Source organism: Aeromicrobium sp. NPDC092404, assembly GCF_040684095.1.
Lineage (GTDB): Bacteria > Actinomycetota > Actinomycetes > Propionibacteriales > Nocardioidaceae > Aeromicrobium.
This window is the reverse complement of sequence record NZ_JBFBFI010000001.1, coordinates 616,767-640,377: the sequence shown is the minus strand read 5'-3', so window position 1 is coordinate 640,377 and position 23,611 is coordinate 616,767. Positions and strand designations below refer to the sequence as shown.

Here is a 23,611-nt window from a genome sequence, read left to right as displayed (position 1 = left end):
GTTGGCCTCGGACAGCAGATCAAGGCTACACGGCCGACTGCTGGGATGTCGCATCACCCGATCGCGCTGCCGACCGCGTCGCCGACGAGGTACGTCAACCCGGCCGCCGCGCCGCCCAGCACCAGCTGACGGATGCCGCCGAACCACCAGGAGCGAGCCGTGATCCGCGTCACGATCGCTCCGCAGGCGAACAGTGCGACGAGCGACAGGCCGATCGCGGTCCAGGGCGACTCGATGCCGACCAGGTAGGGAAAGACCGGGATGAGCGCGCCGATCGCGAACGAGAAGAACGACGAGATCGCCGCGAGCATCGGGGACGCCAGGTCGTCGACGTCGACGCCGAGCTCCTCACGGGCGTGCACCCTGACCGCGTTCTCGGGGTTGCGGTGGATCTGCTCGGCCATCTCGCGGGCGACGTCCTCGTCGACACCCTTCTCGATGAACATCGCTGCGAGCTCGGCCTCCTCGGCCGGCTCGTTCCTCAGGATCTCGTCGCGCTCGATGTCGACCTGCGCCATGGCGAACTCGCTCTGGCTCGCGACGGAGGTGTACTCCCCTGCGGCCATCGAGAACGAGCCGGCGGCGAGTCCGGCCAGGCCGGCGAGGACGACCGGCTTCGTGTCGTTGGCGCTGCTGCCACCGACGACGCCCATGATCAGCGCGAAGTTCGAGACCAGTCCGTCCATGGCGCCGAACACGGCCGGCCGGAGCCAGCCGCCGGTGACGTCCGGGTGCTCGTGCTCGATCTCGTCCGGATCGGGCAGCGGTGCGGTGCTCTCGGGTGCGTTGGTCATGGTGAGAAACGTACGTCCGCCGGTGTGCGCCCGTCATCGAAGGTCAGGCTGTCCTGAGGCACCGTGGACGCTCCGCGTCGTGTGAACCTGCAGGCGTCTGGTGGGCTGCGAAGCGCCTACAACCTCACACGTCGCGGGCACCCGGCCAGTAGCCTGTTGCTCCTACCAGGAGGTCGCCATGCAGTGGACGCTCGAGGTCGTGCAGGTCCCGGTTGCCGACGTGGACCGGGCGCGTGACTTCTACCGCGACCGGCTGGGGTTCAACGTCGACATCGACCAGACCGCCGGTCAGGGCCGACGCTTCGTCCAGCTCACCCCGCCGGGCTCCGGCTGCTCGATCCAGCTGTCGTCCGGTTATCACGACGACCTGGTGCCCGGATCGCTGCGCGGGCTCGTGCTGGTGGTGCCCGACATCCGGGCCGCGCACACCGAGCTGGTCGAGCGGGGCGTCGCGAACGACGGCGTGGTGGTGTCCTACGACGGCCTCGACTACCGGCCGGCGACCGAGGACGAGCCGCTCGACAACGTCGGGTTCGTGCGATTCACCGATCCGGACGGCAACCAGTGGGCGGTGCAGCAGATCAGCAGCCGCGCCGATGCCCAGGGCTAGGCCGAGGTCTCGTCGCTGCTCGCCTCGACCGGTTCGGCCTCGCGCGACCGCCTGCGGGTCGCCACGAAGTAGGTCGCAGCCAACGCGAACACGATGATCGACGTCCAGACATTGAGCCGGAACGGACCGAGGTGGTTGACGGTGTCGATGCGCAGGGCCTCGATCCAGACGCGTCCCGAGGTGTAGAGCATCGCGTAGAGCGCGAACGCCCGGCCACCGGTGAGCTTGACCCTCCGGTCGATCGCGATGATCAGCGCCGCGGCGGCCAGGTTCCACAGCAGCTCGTAGAGGAACGTGGGATGGAAGGTCGCGAACTCGGCGTAGCCGTCCGGGCGGTGCTCGGCGTCGATCTCGAGGCCCCACGGCTGGGTGGTCGGTTTGCCGAACAGCTCCTGGTTGAAGTAGTTGCCGATGCGGCCGATCGCCTGGGCGACCAGCAGGCCGGGCGCCAGGGCGTCCGCGACCGACGAGAACGACACGCCGTAGCGCCGGCAGGCGAGGTAGGCGCCGAGGGCGCCACCGGCGATGGCTCCCCAGATGCCGAGCCCGCCCTCCCAGATCTTCAGCGCGTCGATCGGCTGCTTGCCGCCGCCGAAGTAGAGCTCGGGGTCGGTGGCCACGTGATAGATCCGCGCGCCGACGATGCCGAACGGGATCGCCCAGATCGCGACGTCTCCGATCAGCCCCTCGCGACCGCCCCGCGCCTGGAATCGGCGCTCCCCGATCCAGATCGCGACCAGCGCGCCGATGATGATCCCCAGCGCGTACGCCCTGACGGGGAACGGGCCGATGTCCCAGACACCGTTCGACGGGCTGGGGATGTATGACGCGACGTTCACGTGGCTAGTTCCTCTCGACGCCGGCGCGCAGGTCCTGGGCCAGCCGGCGGATGGCCTCGAGCCCGGCGGACTCGTCCTGGGCATCCAGCAGACAGCGTACGAGGGCCGACCCGACGATGACCGCGTCGGCGAACGCGGCGACGTCACGGGCCTGGTCGCCGTTGCTCACGCCGAGGCCGACGCCGACCGGCTTGTCGGTCACCTTGCGCAGCCTGGCGACCAGCTCGGGACCGAGAGCGCTGGTCTGCTCCCGCGCGCCGGTCACCCCCATGACCGCCGTGGCGTAGATGAACCCGCTCGCTGCCTCAGCAGTCATGGCGAGGCGTTCGTCGGTCGACGACGGCGCGACCAGGAACACCCGGTCGAGACCGAACTGCTCCGACGCGGCGACCCACTCGGCGGCCTCGTCGGGGATCAGGTCCGGCGTGATGAGCCCGGCACCTCCCGCCCCGGCGAGTGCCTCGGCGAACCGATTGACGCCGAACCGCTCGACGGGGTTCCAGTAGGTCATGACGACGGTCGGCGCACCGGTCGCGGCGCTGGCACACACGACGTCGAAGACGTCGGCCGTCCGCGACCCGGCGCGCAGAGCCTGCTCCGCCGCAGCCTGGATCGTCGGTCCGTCCATGACCGGGTCGCTGTAGGGCAGTCCGACCTCGACGAGGTCGACACCGCCCTCGACCATCGCCTCGATCGCCTTGATGGACAGCTCCTTGGACGGGAAGCCCGACGGCAGGTAGCCGACGAGCGCCGCCCGGTTCTCGCTCCGAGTACGCGCGAAGAGCTCCTCGATCCGGGTCATTCCTCCACCCCCGGCTCGAGCACGACCGGCTCCTCGATCAGCCCGAAGTACTCGGCGGCGGTGTGCACGTCCTTGTCGCCACGGCCCGAGAGGTTGACGAGGATCGTCGAGTCGGGGCCCAGCTCCTTGGCCAGCCCGAGCGCGCCGGCGAGGGCGTGAGCCGACTCGATGGCCGGGATGATCCCCTCGGTCTTGCACAGCAGGTCGAACGCCGCCATCGCCTCGGCATCGGTCGCCGGCACGTACGCCGCTCGGCCGGTGTCGGCCAGGAACGAGTGCTCGGGCCCCACACCGGGATAGTCGAGACCGGCCGAGATCGAGTGCGACTCGATGGTCTGGCCGTCCTCGTCCTGGAGCAGGAAGGATCGTGCCCCGTGGAGGACACCGACGTCGCCGCCGGTGATCGTCGCCGCATGGCGTCCGGTCTCGACGCCGTCACCGCCCGCCTCGATGCCCACGAGCCTGACGTCGGCGTCGTCGATGAAGGCCGTGAACAGCCCGATCGCGTTGGAGCCGCCCCCCACGCACGCGACGGCAGCGTCCGGCAGGGAGCCGGTCAGCTCCAGGACCTGCGCCCGCGCCTCGTCGCCGATGCCGCGGGTCAGGTCCCGCACCATGCTCGGGAACGGATGCGGTCCGGCCGCCGTGCCGAAGAGGTAGGACGTCGTGTCGACGCTGGCGACCCAGTCGCGCAGCGCCTCGTTGATGGCGTCCTTCAACGTACGGCTGCCGGTCGTGACGGGCACGACCTCGGCGCCCAGCATCTTCATGCGCGCGACGTTGAGCGCCTGCCGCTCCGTGTCGAGCTCGCCCATGTAGACGACGCACTCGAGGTCGAGGTAGGCGCACGCGGTCGCGGAGGCGACCCCGTGCTGGCCGGCGCCGGTCTCGGCGATGGCCCGCGGCTTGCCGATGCGCTTGGCGAGCAGCGCCTGCCCGATGACGTTGCGGATCTTGTGCGCTCCGGTGTGGTTGAGGTCCTCCCGCTTGAGCAGGATACGGGCGCCGGCGACCTCCGAGAACCGGTGCGCCTCGTAGAGCGGGCTGGGGATGTTGGCGTACTCGCGCAGCATGCGGTCGAGCTCGGCGGCGAACTCGGGGTCGGCCTTGGCCTCGGTCCAGGCCCGGTCGAGCTCGTCGAGCGGTGCGATGAGCGCCTCGGGCATGAAGCGTCCACCGAAGCGGCCGAAGTGCCCCGTGGTGTCAGGTTGTGCGTACATTCAAGAGTCCTCAGAGGTCGAAGCGGCAGGGCGAAGGCGCGTCATCGTCGGGACGATGACGCCTTCACCAGCGGTGCTGCAGGGCGGGGTGCGCTCCCGCGGCGACGAGGTCCGCGACGCTCGCGCGGGGGTCGTCACCGCGGACCAGCGTCTCGCCGACCAGGACCACGTGGGCGCCGGACTTGGCGTACTCGATCACGTCGTGCGGTCCGCGTACGCCCGACTCGGCGACCTTGACGATCCCGTCGGGGATGCGGGGCGACAGCCGCTCGAACGTGCCACGGTCGATCTCGAGGGTCTTGAGGTTGCGGGCGTTGACGCCGATCAGGTCAGCGCCGGCCTCGACCGCACGATCGACCTCGTCCTCGTCGTGCACCTCGACGAGCGGCGTGAGGCCGATCGACCTGGCCCGCTCGATGAGGCTCTCCAGGGCCAGCTGCTCGAGGGCAGCGACGATCAACAGGGCCATGTCGGCACCGGCGGCCCGGGCCTCCCACAGCTGATAGGAGGTCGTGATGAAGTCCTTGCGGAGCACCGGGACGTCGACGTTGGCCCGGACGGCCCGCAGGTCGTCGAGCGTGCCGCCGAACCGGCGCTGCTCGGTGAGCACGCTGATGGCGGTCGCACCACCGGCGGCGTAGTCGGCTGCCAACGCGGCCGGATCCTTGATCGCGGCGAGCTCACCCTTGCTGGGACTGGCGCGCTTGACCTCGGCGATCACCGACACGCCATCGCCCCGGAAGGCCGGCATCGGGTCGAGCGCCTCGTCCTGTCGCGCGGCCTGGGCCTTGAGCTCGTCGAGTGGCGTCTTGTCCATGCGGTCGCGGAGATCCTCGGCAGCGCCGGCCAGGATCTCGTCGAGCACGGACATGGGACCCGCCTCCTCACTCACGGTGGACTGGTTCAAGAGTATCCCCGGAGTGAGTCAGGTCTCGCGCGGGTTCCCCGGAGCCACCTGGTCACTATGCTCACGACATGACGACGAACGAGCCGCCGCCCGCCCACGGCGAGCCCGACCCGTCGTCGGGATTGCCCGGAGACGGCGCGGGCCTGCCCACCAACCGCAAGGCGATCTACAGCGTGCTCTACGGTGCCGCCGCGTTTCCCTGCGCCTTCCTCGTGCCGTTCCTCGCCGCCGTGCTCTCGGTCCCGGCGATCACGTGCGGGGTGCATGCCAGGCGCGAGATCAAGGAGTCGAAGGGCCAGGAGGACGGGGATCTCGTCGCGGTCATCGGGCTCACGATCGGGGCGACGACCCTCGCGCTGGTTGTTCTCGCGACCGTTGCCTCACCTCTTCTCCCGTGAGCCCCGGCCAGATGTTGCCATGGGGACGACCACCTCTAGGCTCGCTGCATGACGAATCAGCCACCGCCGTACCCGGGTGACAGCCCCGAACCGTCCACCAGCGGCCTGCCGAGCTATGGCTCGACACCGCCTCCGTCCGAAGGGTCCTATCCGCCTCCGCCGGGCGGCTACCCCTCGGCGCCGGGCGGCTACGGCACTCCCCCGAAGCAGAACCAGCTCGCGCTGTGGTCGATGATCACCGGCATCGTCGCGATCGTCCTCGGGCTCATCGGCGCCTGCGGTGTGATCTTCGGTCCGGTTGCCATCGGGCTCGGCATTCCGGGTCGCCGCCAGGTCGCAGCGTCTCAGGGAACGCAGAAGGGCGGCGGCATGGCGACCGCCGGCCTGGTGCTCGGCATCATCGCCACGGTCCTGTCGGTCATCTGGATCATCCTGTTCGCCACCGGCGTGCTGGAGCTGCCCGGGACCTGAGACCGCCCACCTCCTGGCTCGCGCCTCAGGGTGCGAGCCAGGATCCCCACGGGGTGACCCGCAAGATCCCGAAGATCGCGATCACGCCGATCACGACCAGGCCGGTCCGCAGGCTCATCGACAGCATGCCGTCAGGCCTGCCCCGCAGGCGGCGTCCGACCCACAGCACCCACGCCACCGCGAGGACGGCGACCAGGGCGACCGCCAGCAGGTTGCTGCCGGCGGCCCCGACCACGTCTCCGCGGGTCAGGTCGTTGACGGCACGGAGCCCGCCGCATCCCGGACAGGGCTTGCCCGTCAGCTGCAGGAACGGGCAGTAGCCGTAGGAGCCGGACTGGTGCGGGTCGTGGAGGTGCAGCAGCACGGCGGCACCGAGGCCGGCCGCGCCGACCAGCGCCGGAGCACGCAGACCGGCCGCCGACACGCGGCGCTCGGTCTCGAGGCTCGGCATCGGCGTCACCAGCCGGCAGCCACCGAGACGGCGAGCAGCACGTCGATCGCCAGCCAGACGACGGTCCCGATGATGCCTGTGACGATGCCGGCCGTCGCCATTCCGTCACCCGTCTGGGTGCCGTTGCTCTGCTTGATGTCCTTCTTGCCGAGGACACCGAAGACGATCGCGCCGGGGCCGATCAGCACCCCGAGGTAGCAGAGCACGATCGACACGATCCCGAGGACCAGGGCGGCGATGGCCTTGCCATTCGTATGCGGCGGCGCCTGATACGGATAGCCCGGCTGGTAGGCCGGCTGGCCGTACGCAGGCTGCCCGTATGCCGGCTGACCATACGCCGGCTGCCCGTACGTCGGCGGGCCCTGCGGTGCCTGGCCGTAGCCGGGCGGCGTGGGCTGCTGCGGCTGCTCCTGGCCGCCGGGCTCGTCCGAGCCGGGATAGCTCGGGTACTGCGGCGAGTCGCTCACCTCAGTGCTCGGAGTGCTCGGCGCGGTCGACGCCGAAACCGGCGGCGGCCATGCCGAGGCCGACCAGGCCCGACAGGAGCGTCACGACGCAGCCCACCGTGAACCAGACCCAGTGCGGATCCGGGATCAGAGCGACGCCGCCGATCGTGATGCCGGCGAGGCACAGCAGGACGGCGGTCCAGGCGGCGGGCGAAGATCCGTGCATGGGTGAATTCTCCTCGTGGTGGTGATCTGGGCTCAGACTACTGGGTGGGATCGCGGCCCTCGTCCAACGCCTTCCACATGTCCGCGTCGGACTGCGGGGTCGTGACCGTGGGGCGCGAGGCCGGGGCGTCGTAACGGCTGCTCATGGTGGGCCACGCCGCACCGAACCGGGCGGTGACCCCGCCGAGGAACCCTGCGAGCACGAAGGCCGCGGCCGTGACGTACGTCCATGCCGACGCCGTGAAGTCGGGGCTGCCGGTGCCGGTCCAGGCCGGGGACGCCTCGACGGCCTGGTCGACGGCACCCTCGAGGGACGAGCCGCCGAGCAGCACGACGGCGGCCCCGCCGAGCGCCACCAGGACCGTGAAGGCGCCGACCACCCGGCGGACGCGTGGCGAGGACGCCAGCACGGCCAGTGCGGCCGTGACGACGACCAGTGCCAGCGCCGGGACCAGCGGCTGGGCGTCGGAGCCGGAGACGTCGATCGAGTCCGACGGCAGTCCGTCGGTCGCGACGCGGACGTGGGCCCAGGTCCGTGAGGCGGCGAAGAACGCGAGTCCGCCGGCGGCGAGGGTGCCGAGCACCACCGGTGCATAGAGGCGGCGGACTCTCACAACAGCCGATCCGCGTCGAAGCACGTGCGAGCCCCGGTGTGGCACGCCGGGCCGGTCTGGTCGACGAGCACGAGCAGGGTGTCGCCGTCGCAGTCGAGCCGGACCTCGCGCACGGCCTGGGTGTTGCCGGAGGTCTCCCCCTTGACCCAGTACTCCTGACGGCTCCGGCTCCAGTAGGTGCCCCGGCCCGTGGTCAGGGTGCGGTGCAACGCCTCGTCGTCCATCCAGCCGACCATGAGCACGTCACGGCTCTCGGCATCCTGGATCACGGCGGTCACGAGGCCATGCGCATCACGCTTGAGGCGCGCCGCGATGGCGGGGTCGAGGGAGCTCACGCCCACCATTGTCTCAGGCGCGTCCGAGGGTCAGGGCGTCACCGGGTCGGCGACAGGATGATGGCTCGACAGCGACGCCTGGGCGACCCAGCTGGCGTGCAGGCGCGCGTAGACACCCCCGAGCCGGACGAGCTCGGCGTGGGTACCGTCCTCGACCAGACGTCCGGCATCGAACACCAGGACGCGGTCGGCGTTCTCGGCGGTCGACAGCCGGTGGGCGATCGTCACGCTCGAGCGCCCCTCGAGCAGACGGTCCAGGGCGCGTGTCGCCCGCAGCTCGGTCTGCGGATCGACCGCGCTGGTCGCCTCGTCGAGGACGATGAACTCCGGGTCGGCGAGCGCCGAGCGTACGAGCGCGACGAGCTGCCGCTCCCCCGCCGAGAGCGACTCGCCACGCTGGCCGACCTGGGAGTCGAGCCCGCGGGGCAGGGCGGCGTACCAGTCGGTGAGTCCCAGGCGGTCGAAGACGTCGAGCAGCTCGGCCTCGTTGGCGTCCTTCTTGCCGTAGAGCAGGTTGTCGCGCAGGGTCGCATCGAACAGGAAGCCCTCCTGCGGGACCATCAGGATGTGGGCGCGGAGGTCGGCGAACGAGACCTGGCTGACGTCCTGCCAGGACCCTGGGGTGCCGAGGCGCACGACGCCGGCCGTCGGATCCATGAGCCGGGTCAGCAGCTTGGCGAACGTGGTCTTGCCCGACCCCGTCTCGCCCACCACCGCGACGCGCTGACGCGGCGCGATCTCGACGTCGACGTCCTTGAGGACGTCCGGGCCGTCGGGATAGGCGAACGTCACGCCCTCGAACCGGGCCCCGAGCGTGCCCTCGGGCAGGGTCGTGCCCGACGTGCCGGGGTCGACGACGTCAGCCGGGGTGTCGAGCAGGTCGATGACCCGCCGCCAGGAGGCGATCGCGTTCTGGGCGTCGGTGAGGACCTGGGTCGCCATCTGCACGGGTCCGACGAACAGTCCGACGAGAAACGCGAAGGCGATGACGGTGCCCATCGACAGCTGCCCGGACAGGCCGATCGCGACGCCGAAGGCGATGACCGCCGCGTTGGCGAGGCCGCCGGCGAGCCCGGCCGAGGCGAACGTGACGGCGACCAGCTTCTGGGCCTTGACGTTGGCGTCGAGGTTGCGCCGGATGCCGTCGTCGACCCGCTGCTGGGTGCGCCGCTCGATCGCGTAGGCACGGACGACGGAGGCGCCGACGACGGGCTCGGCGATGACCGCCAACATCTCGCCGACGGTGCGCCGCACGATGTCGTACGCCCTGCTGAGCCGCTCGGCGAAGTACTTGAGGCTGATGCCCAGCGGCAGGAAGCACACCCACACCACGATCGTGAGCTGCCACGAGAAGTAGGCCATGATGCCGGTCGCCATGATGATCTGGCCGATGCTGACGACCATCATGATCCCGGTGAACTGCAGGAACTGGGAGACCTGGTCGATGTCAGAGGTGACCCTCGAGACCAGCACGCCGCGGCGCTCGGAGTTCTGGGTCAGCATCGACAGGTCGTGCACGTGCCGGAACGCATCGACGCGCAGCTGAGCCAGCCCGCGCTCGCTCGCCACGAACAGGCGTACGCGCATCCAGTAGGCCAGCAGCCCTGACGCGAGGATGATGCCCAGGGCGGCGAGGAGGTAGGGCGCGACGTCGCTCAGCTCGGTGCCGTTGCCCTCGCCGAGACCGGAGTCGACCGTCTCCTTGATGACGATCGGCACGACCGAGCCGCCGATGGTGCTGAGGATGGCCAGCAGGAGGGTCAGGCCGAGGCCGTCCTTGATCGCCGGCGAGAGGGACAGCCCACGTCGGATGATCGCGAGGCCGGTCAGCCGATCGGTGTCCGTCTGGACCTCGGTCATGACTCCACCTCCCGGGCCTGGTCGTAGGCATTGACGAGGTCGCGGTAGTCGGCGGATCGCTCGACCAGCTCGTCGTGGCTGCCACGGTCGGCGATGACGCCCTCGTCGAGGAACACCACCTCGTCGGCCAGGGCGATCGTCGCCTTGCGATAGGCGACGACCAGCACGGTCGGGCCGTCGTCGTCGGACGTGTGAGCGGCGAGTGCCTTGAGGATGCGCTGCTCGACCTCAGGGTCGACGGCGCTGGTCGCGTCGTCCATGACCAGCAGGCGGGGCCGGCGGACCAGCGCCCGCGCCAACGACAACCGCTGGCGCTGCCCGCCCGACAACGTCGTGCCACGCTCACCCAGCTCGGCGTCGAGACCGGCGGCGAGGTTGGCGACGAACCCGTCGGCCTGGACCGTACGCAGGGCGGCCCACACCTCCTCGTCGCTGAAGTCGCCGCCGAGAGTGACGTTCTCGCGGACGCTGTCGTCGAACAGGAACGTGGCCTGCGGCACGACCGCGATGGCCTGGGCGAGCTCGGCATGGCTCAGCTCGCGGATGTCGTGGCCGTCGACGCGGATCGCGCCGTGCTGGGGGTCCACGAGCCGGGTGAGCAACGACGTCAACGTGCTCTTGCCGCTGCCGGTGGCGCCGACCACCGCGATGACCTTGCCCGGATCGACCTCGAAGTCGATGCCACGCAGCACGTCTCGCTCGCCGTCAGGGAAGCCGAACGTCAGGCCGTCCACGTCGAGCGCGACCGGGCCGGTGCCGGGCAGGGTGCGCTGCCCGTACGCCATCGAGCCTTCGGCATCGAGCACCGAGGAGACCCGCTCCCAGCCGACGACGCTGCGGGGCAGCTCGCCGAGCACCCAGCCGATCGCCCGCACGGGGAAGGCCACGACCGTGAACAGGTAGGCGACCTGGACGACGTCGCCCGGATCGGCCGCCCCGTTGGCCACCCGGCCGACGCCGAGCACGATGACCAGGAGGATCCCGAAGTTGGGCAGCGCCTCGAGCAACGGGTCGAAGATGCTGCGGATGCGCCCGACAGCGATGTTGGCGTCGCGCAGGTCGTGCGTGACGCGGGTGAAGCGCTCGGTCTCGTCGGCCTCGCGGCCGAGCGACTTGACGACGAGTGCACCGTCGAACGACTCGTGGGCCACCGAGCTCACGTCGCCCCGCAGCGACTGGGCGTACGAGACCTTGGGCGAGAGCCAGCGCTGGTAGAACACGTTGATCGCGAACAAGGCCGGGAACACCACAAGACCGACGATCGTCAGCACGACATCGGCTGCCAGCATCGCGATGATCGCCGCGACGAGCATCGCGATCACGCCGACCGCCATCGGCAGGGGCATGAACACGGACCAGGTCGCCTCGACGTCGGCGTTGGCGTTGGACAGCAGCTGCCCGGTGGGATGGCGGTGGTGCCAGGCCATCGGCAGGGAGATGTACTTGCGGGTGACCCGGCGGCGGTAGTCGGCGATGAGGCGGTAGAACACGATGCCGCCGATGAGCCGGCGGCCGATGATGCCCAAGGCCCGGAGCATCGCGACGGCGAGGAACAGCGCGATCGCCGTCGCGAGGGCCCCCTTGGCAACCTCACCCCGCTCGAAGGACGGCCGGATCACGTGATCGGTCGCCCAGCCGAGCACCCACGCGTCGGCCACGGTCATGGCGCCGTAGGAGATGCTGCCGATCACCGACAGCGAGAACAGGAGACGCTGCTCGCGGATGCCACGTCCGAGCAGGGCGAAGCCCCGGCCGGTCACATGGGTGTGATCGGCCGATCCGAGGTCGCGGTCGTCCGGGCCCGGCTCGGCCGCCTCGACGGGTGGAGCCGTGGTGCTATCGGACACGGTGGCCTGCTGCTCGCAACGTCTCTTTCACCTGTCCGATCGTCATGTCGCCGAAGTGGAACACACTCGCGGCGAGCACTGCGTCGGCGCCGGCATCGATGGCCGCAGGGAAGTGCTCGAGCCGGCCGGCGCCGCCACTGGCGATCAGTGGCACTTGTGTAACGCCACGGACCGCCCGAATCATTTCCAGGTCGAAGCCGTCTCTGGTCCCGTCGGCGTCCATGGAGTTGAGCAGGATCTCCCCGACCCCGAGCTCGGCGGCGGTGCGCGCCCACTCGACGGCGTCGAGACCGGCGGACGTACGGCCTCCATGGGTCGTGACCTCGAAGCCGCTCGGCTGCTCGCTGCTGCGGCGCGCGTCCACGCTCAGGACGAGGACCTGGTTGCCGAACCGGTGGGCGATCTCGGCGATGACCTGCGGGCGGCCGATGGCGGCGGTGTTGATGCCGACCTTGTCCGCGCCGGCGCGCAGCAGGCGGTCGACGTCCTCGGGCGTACGGACACCGCCGCCGACCGTGAGCGGGATGAAGACCTGGTCGGCGGTGCGACCGACCACGTCGAACGTGGTGTCCCGGCTGTCGGAGGACGCCGTGATGTCGAGGAACGTCAGCTCGTCGGCGCCCTCGGCGTCGTAGACCTTGGCCATCTCCACGGGATCGCCCGCGTCGCGCAGGTTGACGAAGTTGACGCCCTTGACGACCCGGCCGTTGTCGACGTCGAGACATGGGATGACGCGGACGGCAAGGCTCACCGGACGAGCCTATCTGTCGGCACCGACCCTCCTTGCGCGGGGAAGTCCCGCCGTTGGCAGCCTGCAGCCACTACGGTCGACTCACACGTCCCTGGCCAGAGGAACTCATGAAGCGACTGCTCAGCACCCTCGCGGTGCTCACCGTGTTGATCTCGACCGCCACCGCCTGTGGCGACGCTCCGTCGGACGGCGAGACCGACTTCACCGCCGAGCAGACGTCGGCCACGCCGTCCGCCGGCGCGGAGACGTCGGCACCGGCCGGCCCCGCCGAGCTCGTCGTCGCGCCGGGCGCCATCGGGCCCGTCCGCGCCGGCATCAGCAAGGCCGATGCCCTGGCGACCGGGCTGTTCGACGCCGACGTCGAGGGTGTCGAGGGATGCACGTTCGAGCTGAGGTGGAAGCAGCAGTTCGAGGGCGTCGACGTGCTGACCCTCGAGGACGGCACCATCTCCTCGCTGGGGGTCACGACCGGCGGACCGGTCACCGCAGAGGGCGTCGGCGTCGGCAGCACCTTGGCCGAGGTCAAGGCCGCCTATCCCGACCTGTCGGCCGTCAAGAAGGCGGGCTTCGACCAGGCCGGTGCCTTCCACACGATCGGGCAGGACCACATCGGGTTCCTGTTCGGCGATGCCACGCCGAAGACCATCAGCGATGCCGCCAAGGTCTCGTTCATGGAGGTCACCACCGGCGACGAGCCGGAGCTCCTGCGCAGCGGCTGCTGACCCTCTGCGACCGGGTCCGATCCGGTCAGTCCTCGAGGTCGCGCCGCCGCTGGCGGCGGACGCGTCGGGTCTCGGCGATCTTCTCCTCGTGCTTCTCGATGCGTGCCTCGGCCGAGAACCGCATCGAGACGTAGCCGAGGCCGACGCCGAGGCTCGGGTAGATCGGCCAGAAGTGGAGCAGCTCGCCGGAGAGCAGGCAGGTCACGGTCCAGATCGACAGCGTCACGACGGAGACGAAGACCCACCCGTTGCGCGCGTCGGCCAGGTCACGGCGATAGCGCTGCACCGCCTTGTCCCGCAGGTCCGCCGTCGTGGACACCACCGGGGAGGCGGTCGATCGGACGAGGTCGACCAGGAGCGGGCTGAACGCACCGATGGTCCGGGCAGCGAGCACCGCGGCCGAGCGCTCGTCGTACTCGGCTCGCGTCAGACGACCGTCCGCGTACGCCTCGCGCAGCACCTCGCCGGCGAGGTCGCGATCGGCGTCGCTGGCCTTGAGGTCCGCGGCTCCGGGGTCGCGGGGGTCGGCCGAGAAGGCCGTCCACATCGCCCTCCCGGAGGTCACGGTCAGCCCTCGGCGACCGCGGCGAGCGCTTCAGGCAGCGTGAACGCGCCGGCGTAGAGGGCCTTGCCGACGATGGCGCCCTCGACGCCGACGACGGTCAACGAGGCGATCGCCCGGAGGTCGTCGAGGCTCGAGACGCCGCCCGAGGCCACGACTGGCTTGTCGGTGATCTCGCAGACCTGCCGCAACAGGTCAAGGTTGGGCCCGGTCAGCGTGCCGTCCTTGGTCACGTCGGTCAACACGTACCGCGCGCAGCCATCCCGCTCGAGCCGCTCGAGCACCTCGAACAGGTCGCCGCCTTCCTGTGTCCAGCCCCGCGCCGCCAGCGTCGTGCCGCGGACGTCGAGGCCCACCGCGATCTGGTCACCGTGCTCGCTGACGACCTTGCGGCACCACTCCGGGTTCTCGAGAGCCGCGGTGCCGAGGTTGACCCGCGTGCAGCCCGTGGCCAGTGCCGCCGCCAGGGAGGCGTCGTCGCGGATGCCGCCCGACAGCTCGACCTTGACGTCGAGTCGCTCGACGACGTCGGCGAGCAGCTCGCGGTTGCTGCCCTTGCCGAACGCTGCATCGAGGTCGACGAGATGGATCCACTCCGCACCGTCGGTCTGCCACTGCAGGGCGGCGTCGAGCGGGGAGCCGTAGGTGGTCTCGCTGCCGAGCTCACCCTGGACGAGGCGCACGGCCTGTCCATCGGCGACGTCGACGGCGGGGAGGAGTTCGAGGGTCACGCAGGTGATCGTATCTGTCCGCTCGCGGCCCTAGGTTGGTCGGTATGAAGCTCATCCTCGTACCCGGATTCTGGCTCGACGGCTCCTCGTGGGACGGCGTCACGCCCGCGCTCGAGGCGGCCGGCCACGACGTCACCGCCCTCACGCTTCCCGGCCTGGAGTCGGTCGACGCCGACCGCTCCGGCATCGGGTTGTCGGATCACGTCGACGCCATCGTGGCCGCGATCGACGAGTCCGACGAGCCGGTGGTGCTCGTCGGCCACAGCGGTGGCGGCGCTGCCGTCCACGGCGCTGTGGACCGGCGGCCCGACCGGGTCGCCCGGGCCGTCTACGTCGACAGCGGGCCGCTCCCCGACGGCGCCTCGATCAACGCCGCGCTGCCCGACGAGGGCGGTGAGATCCCGCTCCCGCCGTGGGACGTGTTCCGCAGCGACGGTTCCCGCGACCTCGACGACTTCACCGAGGCGCAGCTCGAGGACTTCCGCGCCCGGGCGATCCCGATCCCGATCGGCGTGGCGCGCGACCCCCAGGTGCTGCGGGACGAGGCCCGGTTCGACGTGCCGATCACGCTCATCAGCACGACGTTCACCCGGCAGGAGATCGACGACTACGTCGCTGCGGGCGAGGACTACTTCTCCGAGCTGCCCAAGATCAAGGACGTCACGATCATCGAGCTGCCGACGAGCCACTGGCCCCAGTTCACCCGGACCGAGCAGCTGGCCGAGGTCCTCCGCGACACGGTGTGACCCACGTCAGAGCGTGGCGAGCCAGTTGCCCAGCAGCTGGGACCCGGCGTCGCCGGACTTCTCGGGGTGGAACTGCGTCGCCCACAGCGGCCCGTGCTCCACGGCCGACACGAAACGCTCGCCCTCGTACTCGGTCCAGGTCACGGCCGGCTTCGGCATGGCCGGCGGCTGGCTGAGCACCCAGTCGCGGACGCCGTAGGAGTGCACGAAGTAGAACCGCTCGTCCTCGATCCCGGCGAACATCCGCGAGCCCTGGCCTGGCGCGACCGTGTTCCAGCCCATGTGCGGCACGATCGGTGCCTGGAGTCGCTCGACGACACCGGGCAGCTCGCCGCAGCCCTCGGTGCGTACGCCGTGCTCGATGCCCTCGCCGAACAGGATCTGCATACCGACGCAGATGCCCAGCACCGGCCGGTTGGCGATCAGGCGACGCTCCACGATGCGGACCCCGTCGACGCCCACGAGGCCTCGCATGCAGGCCTCGAACGCCCCGACGCCGGGCACCAGCAGGCCGTCGGCCTCCTGCGCCACCTTCGCGTCGGTGGTGAGCTCGACCTCGCCCCCGGCCCGTTCGACCGCGCGCACGGCAGAACGAAGGTTGCCCGAGCCGTAGTCCAGCACCGCGACGCGGGGCCTTCCAGCGGTCACAGAGCACCCTTCGTGCTGGGGATCCCCGATTCGCGGGGGTCGATCGCGACGGCGTCGCGGAGGGCACGAGCCACGGCCTTGAACTGGGCCTCCGCGATATGGTGCGGGTCGCGCCCGTCCAGCAGGCGTACGTGCATCGTGATCCCGGCGTGGTGCGCGATGGACTCGAGCACGTGGGCGGTCAGGGCGCCGGTGTACTGGCCGCCGATGATGGCGGTGATCTGTCGATCGGGCTCGCCCGAGTGCACGAAGTAGGGCCGGCCGGACACGTCGACGACCGCCTGGGCGATCGACTCGTCGAGCGGGACGAGGGCGTCGCCGTAGCGGCGGATCCCGACCTTGTCGCCGAGCGCCTCGCGGATCGCATCACCGAGGCAGATCGCGGTGTCCTCGACCGTGTGGTGCGCGTCGATGTGCAGGTCGCCCTCGGCCTTGACCGTCAGGTCGATCAGCGAGTGGCGCGAGAACGCCGTGAGCATGTGGTCGTAGAAGCCGACACCCGTCGAGATGTCGTTGATGCCGGACCCGTCGAGGTCGATCTCGACGACGACGTGGGACTCCGAGGTCTTTCGCTCGATGCGCGCGGTGCGGGTCATCGGGTCACCTCCAGGAGTGCGTGTCGGAACGAGGCCATGTCGTCCGGCGTGCCGATCGACACGCGGAGCCATTCTAGGGGGCCGACCTCGCGGATCAGGACGCCATGGTCGAGCAGGCCCTGCCAGACCGCGTGCCGGTCGTCGAACCGGCCGAACAGGATGAAGTTGGCGTCGGACGCCGCGACCTCGAATCCCTGCTCCTGCAGCCAGGTCGCGGTCTCGTCGCGGGTGGTCCGCAGCGCATCCACCTGGGCCAGCAGCTCGTCCTCGTGGCGCAGCGCGGCCGTCGCCGCAGCCTGGCTGACAGCCGAGAGGTGGTAGGGCAGCCGCACGATGCGCAAGGCGTCGATGATGGCGGCATCCGCTGCGACGTAGCCGAGCCGGCCACCCGCGAGCGCGAACGCCTTGCTCATCGTGCGGGTCACCAGCAGGCGGGGGAAGTCGTCGAGCAGCTCGAGAGCACTCGGCGTCCCCTCCCGCCGGAACTCGGCGTAGGCCTCGTCCACCACGACGATGCCGCTGGCAGCCTCCACGATGGCGCGGGTGTGGGCCGGGTCGAGCGCGGTGCCGGTCGGATTGTTCGGCGAGGTCAGGATCACGACGTCCGGACGCTCGGCGGCGATGAGCTCGAGGGCGGCATCGAGGTCGAGGCCGAAGTCGTCGCGTCGCCGGCCGGCCACCCAACGCGTGTGGGTGTTGCGGGCATACTCCGGGTACATCGAGTACGTCGGTGCGAACGACACCGCTGTCCGCCCCGGGCCACCGAAAGCCTGCAGGACCTGCTGCATGATCTCGTTCGAGCCGTTCGCCGCCCAGACCCGATCCGCGGTCAAGCCGTGACCGAGGTAGCTCGCGAGCGACGTACGGAGCTCGGTGGCCTCACGGTCCGGATAGCGGTTGAGCGACAGGGCGGCCGCGCGCACGGAGTCGCCGATGTCGCGGGCCACGGCCTCGCTCGGTCCGTACGGATTCTCGTTGGTGTTGAGCTGCACCGGGACGTCGAGCTGCGGCGCGCCGTAGGGCTCCTCGTCCCGGAGCTCGTCCCGGATCGGCACCCATGAGGGCAGCGGCATCAGCGGGACAGCCGGATCGAGACGGCGGCACCGTGGGACGGCAGGTTCTCCGCCTCGGCAAGCGTGACCACGTGATCCCCGACCTCGCGGAGCGCGGCCTCGTCGTAGGTCACGACGTGCATGTTCTTGCAGAACGCCCGGACGGACAGGCCGGACGAGTGGCAGGCACAACCCGCGGTCGGCAGGACGTGGTTGGACCCGGCGGCGTAGTCGCCGAGCGAGACCGGCGTCTGGGGCCCCACGAACACCGCACCGGCGTTGACGATCCGCGCCGCGACCGCGGCGGACTCGGCCGTCTGGATCTCCAGGTGCTCGGCGGCGTAGCCGTTCGCGACCTGCACCGCCTGGTCGACGTCGCGGACCAGCACGGTGGCCGACTGCTGTCCTTCCAGCGCGGTACGGATGCGGTCGGCGTGCTTGGCCGACCCGATCTGGTCGTCCAAGGCCGCATCGACCGCATCGGCGAGCTGCTCGCTGTCGGTGATCAGCACGCTGGCGGCCAGAGGGTCGTGCTCGGCCTGGCTGATCAAGTCGGCCGCGACGAATGCGGCATCGGCACCGGCATCGGCGATGATCGCGATCTCGGTCGGGCCCGCCTCGGCGTCGATGCTGACGGTGCCCTGCAGGTGACGCTTGGCCGCCGCCACGTAGATGTTGCCCGGCCCGGTGATGAGGTTGACGGGGCGGCACTCCCCCGCCCCGTAGGCGAACATCGCCAGGGCCTGGGCACCCCCGGCTGCATAGACCTCCTCGATCCCGAGCAGCCCGCAGGCTGCGAGGATCGAGGGGTGCGGCAATCCGCCGAACTCGGCGTGCGGAGGACTCGCGAGGGCGATGCCCGGCACGCCCGCCACCTGCGCCGGGACGGCGTTCATGATGACGGTGCTGACGAGCGGGGCGAGGCCTCCGGGGACGTACAGCCCCACGCGTTGCATCGGGACGATCCGGCGCTCGACCGTCGCGCCCGGCGCGACATCGGTGACCAGGCTGTGCTCGAGCTCGGCCTCGGACGTCTGTCGCAGTCGCCGGATCGACTCCTCGAGGCCGGCCCGGATGTCGGGGGCGAGAGCATCGAGCGCATCGGCGATCGCGGCAGCGGGCACGCGCAGCTGCGCGGGGCGTACACCGTCGAACCGCTCCCCCGCGTCGAGCACGGCGTCGGCGCCTCGCGAGCGGACGTCCTCGCAGATTCTACGGACCGCGGCCAGCGCGTGCTCGACGTCGACCTCGGCGCGCGGAACGGCAGCGCTGTAGACCCACTGCCACTCGTCGGCGGCCGGGTCGAGATTTCTGAGGTCGAGGCGTCGCATCACGACGGCAAGTCTACGGACGGGCTACCGTGGGCTGGTGGCCGCCAACAAGAAGCCCACCGAAGCGACACCGGCGTTCGTCGCGCTGCATCGTGCCCACATCCCCTTCACCCCCCACTCCTACGTACACGACCCACGCGCCGACTCGTTCGGCATGGAGGCCGCCGAGGCCCTCGGGGTCGAGCCGGGCCGGGTGTTCAAGACGTTGATGGCCGAGGTCGACGGCGAGCTGTGCGTCGGCGTGGTGCCGGTCATGGGCTCGCTCGACCTCAAGGCTCTGGCCGATGCGCTGGGCGGCAAGCGCGCGCAGATGGCCGATGCCGCGCAGGCGCAGCGGGCGACGGGGTACGTCATCGGCGGCATCTCCCCACTCGGCCAGAAGCGCAAGCACCGGACGGTCGTCGACAAGACGTCGGCGCAGTGGCCCACGGTCTTCGTCTCGGGCGGCCGACGGGGCCTCGAGGCCGAGCTGCAGCCGAGCGACCTGATCCTGCTCACCGACGCCGTCGTGGCCCGCATCGCCCGCTGACCGCCCGGCGCGCGGGGACCTCAGTACGTCTGGCGCAGCTCGTCGCGCGTGGTCACCAGCAGCATCGTGCCGATGAAGCCGACCAGGCCGAGGATCGGCCAGAGCAGGAACGGCGCGAGGCCGTCGACCGCCAGCTCGGCCGGGACGCGATCGCCGATCGCCACGTCCTTGACCGAGGCCGGGTCGGGCGGTCCGAGGTGCACGCCGACCCGCCAGGCGATCACCGCTGCGGCGACCGTCAACAGAATCACGACCGGCGTGACGATCCAGCCGAGGTCACGCAGCGTCCAGGCGCTGAAGGCTCCGAGCAGCAGGGAGGTCACGACGCCGACGATGACGAACACGACGATGACGCCGAACCGGCCCTGGGAGGCCGCCTCGTCCATCACGAGGCCGGTCTCGCGGGCCTCCCACTCGGCGGGACTGGCCAGCCGCTCCCACACGAAGCCGGCCGCGACCCCCAGCAGGAGCGTCGCGGCAACGGACAGCAGGAGTCGTCTCAGGAGAGGCAATGGGGGCCCAACAGCTCTTTCAGGTCGGCGATCAGTGAGGACGACTGTGCCACACGGAGGCTGTCGTCGAGTCGCATGACCTTGGTCGAGCCGTTGCCGATCAGGCGCAGGTGCACCTCGGAGACGCCCGGATGGGCAGCCAGCACCTGCTTGAAGGTGCCGATCGTGTCGGTCGTGCAGCGGGCCACCGGGAGGCTCACGACGAGAGGCCGCTCGGGACCACCGGTGTTCATCGCCGGCAGCGTGACCTCGAGCGCGTTGAGCTCGACTCCGTCGTCCTTGCGACGGACGCGACCCTTGACCACGACGATCGTGTCGGGGATCAGGACCGGCATCGCGAGCTGGTAGGCACCGGGGAACACCATGACCTCGATGCCACCCTCGAGGTCCTCGATCGTGACCGAGGCCCACGAGTCGCCCTTCTTGCTCATCCGCCGCTGCACCCCGGTGATGAGGCCGCAGATGCGTACGGTGCTGCCGTCGGGCAGCTCGGCGTTGGTCAGGAGCTCGCCGACGGTGCAGTCGCTGCTGGCCCGCAGGACGTGCTCGAGACCCTGCAGCGGGTGGTCGGAGACGTAGAGGCCGAGCATGTCGCGCTCGAACGCGAGCAGCTGCGTCTTCTCCCACTCCGGCATCGTGTCGGGCACGTCGATCGTGCCGCCGGTGAACGCGTCGTCGACCCCGCCGAAGAGCGAGTCCTGACCGATCGCCGCCTGCCGCTTGAGGTCGATGTAGAGGTCGACGCCCTCCTCGGCGACCGTCGTCAACGCGCGGCGGCGGTGACCGAGGGAGTCGAACGCGCCGGCCTTGATCAGCGAGTCGAGGACGCGCTTGTTGCACACCAGGGTGGGGACCTTGCCGAGGAAGTCGTTGAAGTCGGTGTAGGCGCCGTCAGCGCGACCCTCGACGATGCCGGCGACGACGTTCTCGCCGATGTTGCGGATCGCTCCGAGGCCGAACCGGATGTCGGCACCGACCGAGGCGAAGTTGGAGACCGACTCGTTGACGTCCGGCGGCAGCACCTTGATGCCCATCCGCCGGCACTCGTTGAGGTAGATCGCCGACTTGTCCTTGTCGCCGCGGGTGCTGGTCAGCAGGGCAGCCATGTACTCGGCCGGGTAGTTGGCCTTGAGGTAGGCCGTCCAGTAGGAGATGACGCCGTACGCCGCGGAGTGCGCCTTGTTGAACGCGTAGTCCGAGAACGGCAGCAGGATGTCCCACAGCGTCGTGATCGCCTTTTGGGAGTAGCCGCGCTCGAGCATCCCGGCCTGGAACCCGGCGTACTGCTTGTCGAGCTCGGACTTCTTCTTCTTGCCCATCGCGCGCCGCAGGTTGTCGGCCTGTCCGAGCGAGAAGCCGGCGAGGACCTGTGCGATCTCCATGACCTGCTCTTGGTAGACGATCAGGCCGTACGTCTCCCCCAGCACCTTGGCGAGTGGTTCCTCGAGCTCGGGATGGATCGGGTCGATCGGCTCCCGGCCGTTCTTGCGGCGGGCGTACTTGTTGTGGGAGTCCGCGCCCATCGGGCCGGGGCGGTAGAGCGCACCCACGGCCGAGATGTCCTCGAACTTGTCGGGCTTCATGCTGCGCAGCAGCGCACGCATCGGGCCGCCGTCGAGCTGGAACACGCCCAGGGTGTCTCCGCGGGCCAGGAGGTCGTACGTCGCGGGGTCGTCGAACGTGAGGTCCTCGAGCACCAGGTCGACGTCGCGGTTGCGCTTGATGTTCTCGAGCGCGTCGTCGAGCACCGTGAGGTTGCGCAGGCCCAGGAAGTCCATCTTGACCAGTCCGAGTGCCTCGCACATCGGGTAGTCGAACTGGGTGATGATCGCGCCGTCCTGCTCGCGCTTCATGATCGGCACGATGTCGATCAGTGGGTCGCTCGACATGATCACGCCGGCTGCGTGGACACCCCACTGGCGCACCTGGCCCTCGAGGCCGAGCGCGGTCTGGTAGATCTTGCGGACGTCGGCGTCCTCGTCGTGCAGCCTGCGGAAGTCGGCGCCGTCGCCGTAGCGCTTGTCGTTCTTGTCGAACAGGCCACGCAGCGTCACGCCCTTGCCCATGACGTCAGCCGGGAGCGCCTTGGTGATGCGCTCGCCGTGCGTGAACGGGTAGTCCATGACGCGCGCGGCGTCCTTGATCGCGGCCTTGGACTTGAGCCGGCCGAACGTCGCGATCATCGCGACGCGCTCCTCGCCGTACTTGTTGCTGACGTAGCGGATGACCTCGCCGCGGCGACGCTCGTCGAAGTCGATGTCGAAGTCGGGCATCGACGGGCGCTCAGGGTTGAGGAAGCGCTCGAAGATCAGGCCGTGCGTCAACGGGCAGAGGTCGGTGATGCGCAGGGCGTAGGCCGCGATCGAGCCGGCGCCGGAGCCACGGCCCGGGCCGACGCGGATGCCGTTGTCCTTGGCCCAGTTGATGAAGTCGGCGACCACGAGGTAGTAGCCGCAGTAGCCCTTGGAGCGGACGACGTCGAGCTCCATCTCGGTGCGCGCCCGCACCTCGGGGGTGAGCTTGTCGCCCGGGTAGCGCGACTCGATGCCCCGCCAGACCTCCTTGACGAACCAGGACTCCTCGGTCTCGCCCTCGGGGATGTCGGCCCGGGCCATGTAGCCGCCGTTGGACTCGGTGAACTCGACGTTGCACCGCTCGGCGATCAGCAGGGTGTTGTCGCACGCCTCCTTGAGGTCGAAGCGGTCCTCCCAGAGGTCGCGCATCTCCTTGGCCGACTTGATGTAGTAGCCGCCGCCGTCGAGCCTGAACCGCTTGGGATCGCCGAGCGTCGTGCCGGTGCCGATGCACAGCAGCGCGTCGTGGGCCTCGGCGTCCTCGGGGGCGACGTAGTGCGAGTCGTTGGTCGCGATGACCGGCAGGTTGAGGTCGGCCTTGAGGCGCAGCAGTCCTTCACGGACGCGCGCCTCGATCTCGAGGCCGTGCTCCATGAGCTCGAGGAAGAAGTTCTCCTTGCCGAAGATGTCCTGGAACTCCGCGGCCGAGGCCCGCGCCTTGGCGTAGTTGCCGATGCGCAGCCAGGTCTGGATCTCGCCGGACGGGCAGCCGGTCGTCGCGATGAGGCCCTTGCCGTAGCGCTGCAGCAGGTCACGGTCGGCGCGGGGCTTGCGGTACTGGCCCTCGAGGCTCGCGTAGGAGCCGATCCGGAACAGGTTGTGCATGCCCTCGGTCGTCTCCGAGAGCAGCGTCATGTGCGTGTAGGCGCCGCGGCCGGAGACGTCGTCGTCGCCGCCCTTGTTCCACTGGACGGCCTTCTTCTCCGTGCGCGGGATGTCGGGCGTGAGGTAGGCCTCCATGCCGATGATCGGCTTGACCCCGTGCGCCTTGCCCTTGGCCCAGAAGTCGTAGGCGCCGTGCAGGTTGCCGTGGTCGGTCATCGCGATGGCGGGCATCTGCAGCTCCGCGGTGCGCTCGAACAGCGGGTCGAGCAGGGCGTGGCCGTCGAGCATCGAGTACTCCGTGTGCACGTGCAGGTGCACGAATGGCGAGTCGCTCGACATCGAAAAATGGCCTCCTCGGCGCGATCGTGGGGGAAGGATCTCAGCCTAGTCGAGGGCCCCGACGGTCTGGACCAGCGATGGCCGTGTCGGCTCG

General features: G+C 70.1%; 27 protein-coding genes. 6 read left to right on the top strand and 21 right to left on the bottom strand.

Going from position 1 to position 23,611, the window contains the following annotated elements; translation table 11 throughout:
• Nucleotides 1-53 precede the first annotated feature (53 nt).
• Nucleotides 54-794 (bottom strand): VIT1/CCC1 transporter family protein, encoded by a 741-nt coding sequence (locus tag AB0N22_RS03340; RefSeq protein ID WP_364636078.1) that lies wholly within the window; start codon nucleotides 792-794, stop codon nucleotides 54-56.
• Between the two features lie 100 nt (nucleotides 795-894).
• On the opposite strand from AB0N22_RS03340, the gene AB0N22_RS03335 reads away from it, so the two are divergent.
• Nucleotides 895-1,404: a glyoxalase superfamily protein gene (locus tag AB0N22_RS03335; protein ID WP_364636075.1), complete on the top strand. Its 510-nt coding sequence runs from the start codon at nucleotides 895-897 to the stop codon at nucleotides 1,402-1,404.
• Here the strand turns inward: AB0N22_RS03335 and lgt are convergent.
• The 4 genes from lgt to trpC form a co-directional block, all read right to left on the bottom strand.
• The gene (gene lgt / locus AB0N22_RS03330; RefSeq protein ID WP_364636072.1) at nucleotides 1,401-2,243 is read right to left on the bottom strand and encodes a prolipoprotein diacylglyceryl transferase; all 843 of its coding nucleotides are present in this window, start codon (nucleotides 2,241-2,243) and stop codon (nucleotides 1,401-1,403) included. The genes AB0N22_RS03335 and lgt overlap by 4 nt on opposite strands.
• 4 nt (nucleotides 2,244-2,247) lie before the next feature.
• Nucleotides 2,248-3,045: a tryptophan synthase subunit alpha gene (gene trpA / locus AB0N22_RS03325; RefSeq protein ID WP_364636069.1), complete on the bottom strand. Its 798-nt coding sequence runs from the start codon at nucleotides 3,043-3,045 to the stop codon at nucleotides 2,248-2,250.
• The gene (gene trpB / locus AB0N22_RS03320; protein WP_364636066.1) at nucleotides 3,042-4,265 is read right to left on the bottom strand and encodes a tryptophan synthase subunit beta; all 1,224 of its coding nucleotides are present in this window, start codon (nucleotides 4,263-4,265) and stop codon (nucleotides 3,042-3,044) included. Before trpB ends, trpA begins: the two co-directional genes overlap by 4 nt.
• Before the next feature lie 64 nt (nucleotides 4,266-4,329).
• On the bottom strand, nucleotides 4,330-5,136 hold the full coding sequence (gene trpC / locus AB0N22_RS03315) for an indole-3-glycerol phosphate synthase TrpC (protein ID WP_364636063.1): 807 nt from the start codon (nucleotides 5,134-5,136) through the stop codon (nucleotides 4,330-4,332).
• A gap of 104 nt (nucleotides 5,137-5,240) precedes the next feature.
• Between trpC and AB0N22_RS03310 the strand changes: the two genes are divergently transcribed.
• Together AB0N22_RS03310 and AB0N22_RS03305 are read left to right on the top strand one after the other, a co-directional pair.
• Nucleotides 5,241-5,570: a DUF4190 domain-containing protein gene (locus AB0N22_RS03310; RefSeq protein WP_364636060.1), complete on the top strand. Its 330-nt coding sequence runs from the start codon at nucleotides 5,241-5,243 to the stop codon at nucleotides 5,568-5,570.
• Nucleotides 5,571-5,618: 48 nt separating this feature from the next.
• Nucleotides 5,619-6,041 carry a DUF4190 domain-containing protein gene (locus AB0N22_RS03305; RefSeq protein ID WP_364636057.1) on the top strand — a complete coding sequence of 141 codons (423 nt, stop codon included), beginning with the start codon at nucleotides 5,619-5,621 and terminating at the stop codon, nucleotides 6,039-6,041.
• Between the two features lie 25 nt (nucleotides 6,042-6,066).
• On the opposite strand, the gene AB0N22_RS03300 is transcribed toward AB0N22_RS03305, so the two are convergent.
• From AB0N22_RS03300 to hisF, 8 genes are read right to left on the bottom strand one after another with little or no spacing between them, the layout of a single operon-like run.
• On the bottom strand, nucleotides 6,067-6,492 hold the full coding sequence (locus AB0N22_RS03300; RefSeq protein WP_364636054.1) for a DUF2752 domain-containing protein: 426 nt from the start codon (nucleotides 6,490-6,492) through the stop codon (nucleotides 6,067-6,069).
• 5 nt (nucleotides 6,493-6,497) lie between these two features.
• A complete protein-coding gene (locus AB0N22_RS03295) occupies nucleotides 6,498-6,959 on the bottom strand; it encodes a DUF4190 domain-containing protein (protein ID WP_364636051.1) in 462 nt (153 codons plus the stop codon).
• A 1-nt stretch (nucleotide 6,960) separates the two neighbouring features.
• Nucleotides 6,961-7,164 carry an HGxxPAAW family protein gene (locus AB0N22_RS03290; protein ID WP_364636048.1) on the bottom strand — a complete coding sequence of 68 codons (204 nt, stop codon included), beginning with the start codon at nucleotides 7,162-7,164 and terminating at the stop codon, nucleotides 6,961-6,963.
• Nucleotides 7,165-7,201: 37 nt separating this feature from the next.
• Nucleotides 7,202-7,777: a Trp biosynthesis-associated membrane protein gene (locus tag AB0N22_RS03285; protein ID WP_364636045.1), complete on the bottom strand. Its 576-nt coding sequence runs from the start codon at nucleotides 7,775-7,777 to the stop codon at nucleotides 7,202-7,204.
• Nucleotides 7,774-8,121, bottom strand: a complete 348-nt coding sequence (hisI, locus tag AB0N22_RS03280; protein WP_364636042.1) for a phosphoribosyl-AMP cyclohydrolase — start codon at nucleotides 8,119-8,121, stop codon at nucleotides 7,774-7,776. The genes AB0N22_RS03285 and hisI overlap by 4 nt, the downstream gene beginning before the upstream one ends.
• A gap of 21 nt (nucleotides 8,122-8,142) precedes the next feature.
• Nucleotides 8,143-9,972 carry an ABC transporter ATP-binding protein gene (locus tag AB0N22_RS03275; RefSeq protein ID WP_364636039.1) on the bottom strand — a complete coding sequence of 610 codons (1,830 nt, stop codon included), beginning with the start codon at nucleotides 9,970-9,972 and terminating at the stop codon, nucleotides 8,143-8,145.
• On the bottom strand, nucleotides 9,969-11,819 hold the full coding sequence (locus tag AB0N22_RS03270; protein WP_364636036.1) for an ABC transporter ATP-binding protein: 1,851 nt from the start codon (nucleotides 11,817-11,819) through the stop codon (nucleotides 9,969-9,971). The genes AB0N22_RS03275 and AB0N22_RS03270 overlap by 4 nt, the downstream gene beginning before the upstream one ends.
• The gene (gene hisF, locus AB0N22_RS03265; protein WP_364636033.1) at nucleotides 11,809-12,570 is read right to left on the bottom strand and encodes an imidazole glycerol phosphate synthase subunit HisF; all 762 of its coding nucleotides are present in this window, start codon (nucleotides 12,568-12,570) and stop codon (nucleotides 11,809-11,811) included. The genes AB0N22_RS03270 and hisF overlap by 11 nt, the downstream gene beginning before the upstream one ends.
• Nucleotides 12,571-12,677: 107 nt before the next feature.
• Between hisF and AB0N22_RS03260 the strand changes: the two genes are divergently transcribed.
• Nucleotides 12,678-13,292, top strand: a complete 615-nt coding sequence (locus tag AB0N22_RS03260; protein WP_364636030.1) for a hypothetical protein — start codon at nucleotides 12,678-12,680, stop codon at nucleotides 13,290-13,292.
• A gap of 25 nt (nucleotides 13,293-13,317) precedes the next feature.
• On the opposite strand, the gene AB0N22_RS03255 is transcribed toward AB0N22_RS03260, so the two are convergent.
• Entirely contained in the window at nucleotides 13,318-13,857 is a 540-nt protein-coding gene (locus AB0N22_RS03255) for a DUF1707 domain-containing protein (RefSeq protein WP_364636027.1), read from the bottom strand.
• 2 nt (nucleotides 13,858-13,859) lie between these two features.
• On the bottom strand, nucleotides 13,860-14,585 hold the full coding sequence (gene priA / locus AB0N22_RS03250; protein WP_364636025.1) for a bifunctional 1-(5-phosphoribosyl)-5-((5-phosphoribosylamino)methylideneamino)imidazole-4-carboxamide isomerase/phosphoribosylanthranilate isomerase PriA: 726 nt from the start codon (nucleotides 14,583-14,585) through the stop codon (nucleotides 13,860-13,862).
• Nucleotides 14,586-14,629: 44 nt separating this feature from the next.
• Between priA and AB0N22_RS03245 the strand changes: the two genes are divergently transcribed.
• Nucleotides 14,630-15,331, top strand: coding sequence for an alpha/beta hydrolase (locus AB0N22_RS03245; RefSeq protein ID WP_364636022.1), 702 nt, complete (start codon nucleotides 14,630-14,632; stop codon nucleotides 15,329-15,331).
• A gap of 6 nt (nucleotides 15,332-15,337) precedes the next feature.
• Here AB0N22_RS03245 and hisH read toward each other — a convergent pair whose 3' ends face one another.
• The 4 genes from hisH to hisD are packed head-to-tail and all read right to left on the bottom strand — an operon-like array spanning nucleotide 15,338 to nucleotide 18,961.
• The gene (gene hisH / locus AB0N22_RS03240) at nucleotides 15,338-15,979 is read right to left on the bottom strand and encodes an imidazole glycerol phosphate synthase subunit HisH (protein WP_364636019.1); all 642 of its coding nucleotides are present in this window, start codon (nucleotides 15,977-15,979) and stop codon (nucleotides 15,338-15,340) included.
• Nucleotides 15,976-16,575, bottom strand: a complete 600-nt coding sequence (hisB, locus tag AB0N22_RS03235; RefSeq protein ID WP_364636016.1) for an imidazoleglycerol-phosphate dehydratase HisB — start codon at nucleotides 16,573-16,575, stop codon at nucleotides 15,976-15,978. The genes hisH and hisB overlap by 4 nt, the downstream gene beginning before the upstream one ends.
• Nucleotides 16,572-17,648, bottom strand: a complete 1,077-nt coding sequence (locus AB0N22_RS03230; protein ID WP_364636013.1) for a histidinol-phosphate transaminase — start codon at nucleotides 17,646-17,648, stop codon at nucleotides 16,572-16,574. The genes hisB and AB0N22_RS03230 overlap by 4 nt, the downstream gene beginning before the upstream one ends.
• Entirely contained in the window at nucleotides 17,648-18,961 is a 1,314-nt protein-coding gene (gene hisD, locus AB0N22_RS03225; protein WP_364636010.1) for a histidinol dehydrogenase, read from the bottom strand. The genes AB0N22_RS03230 and hisD overlap by 1 nt, the downstream gene beginning before the upstream one ends.
• A gap of 34 nt (nucleotides 18,962-18,995) precedes the next feature.
• On the opposite strand from hisD, the gene ybaK reads away from it, so the two are divergent.
• The gene (gene ybaK / locus AB0N22_RS03220) at nucleotides 18,996-19,487 is read left to right on the top strand and encodes a Cys-tRNA(Pro) deacylase (protein WP_364636007.1); all 492 of its coding nucleotides are present in this window, start codon (nucleotides 18,996-18,998) and stop codon (nucleotides 19,485-19,487) included.
• 20 nt (nucleotides 19,488-19,507) lie between these two features.
• On the opposite strand, the gene AB0N22_RS03215 is transcribed toward ybaK, so the two are convergent.
• Entirely contained in the window at nucleotides 19,508-19,999 is a 492-nt protein-coding gene (locus AB0N22_RS03215) for a hypothetical protein (protein ID WP_364636004.1), read from the bottom strand.
• A complete protein-coding gene (gene dnaE, locus AB0N22_RS03210; protein WP_364636001.1) occupies nucleotides 19,987-23,517 on the bottom strand; it encodes a DNA polymerase III subunit alpha in 3,531 nt (1,176 codons plus the stop codon). The genes AB0N22_RS03215 and dnaE overlap by 13 nt, the downstream gene beginning before the upstream one ends.
• Between the last annotated feature and the right edge of the window lie 94 nt (nucleotides 23,518-23,611).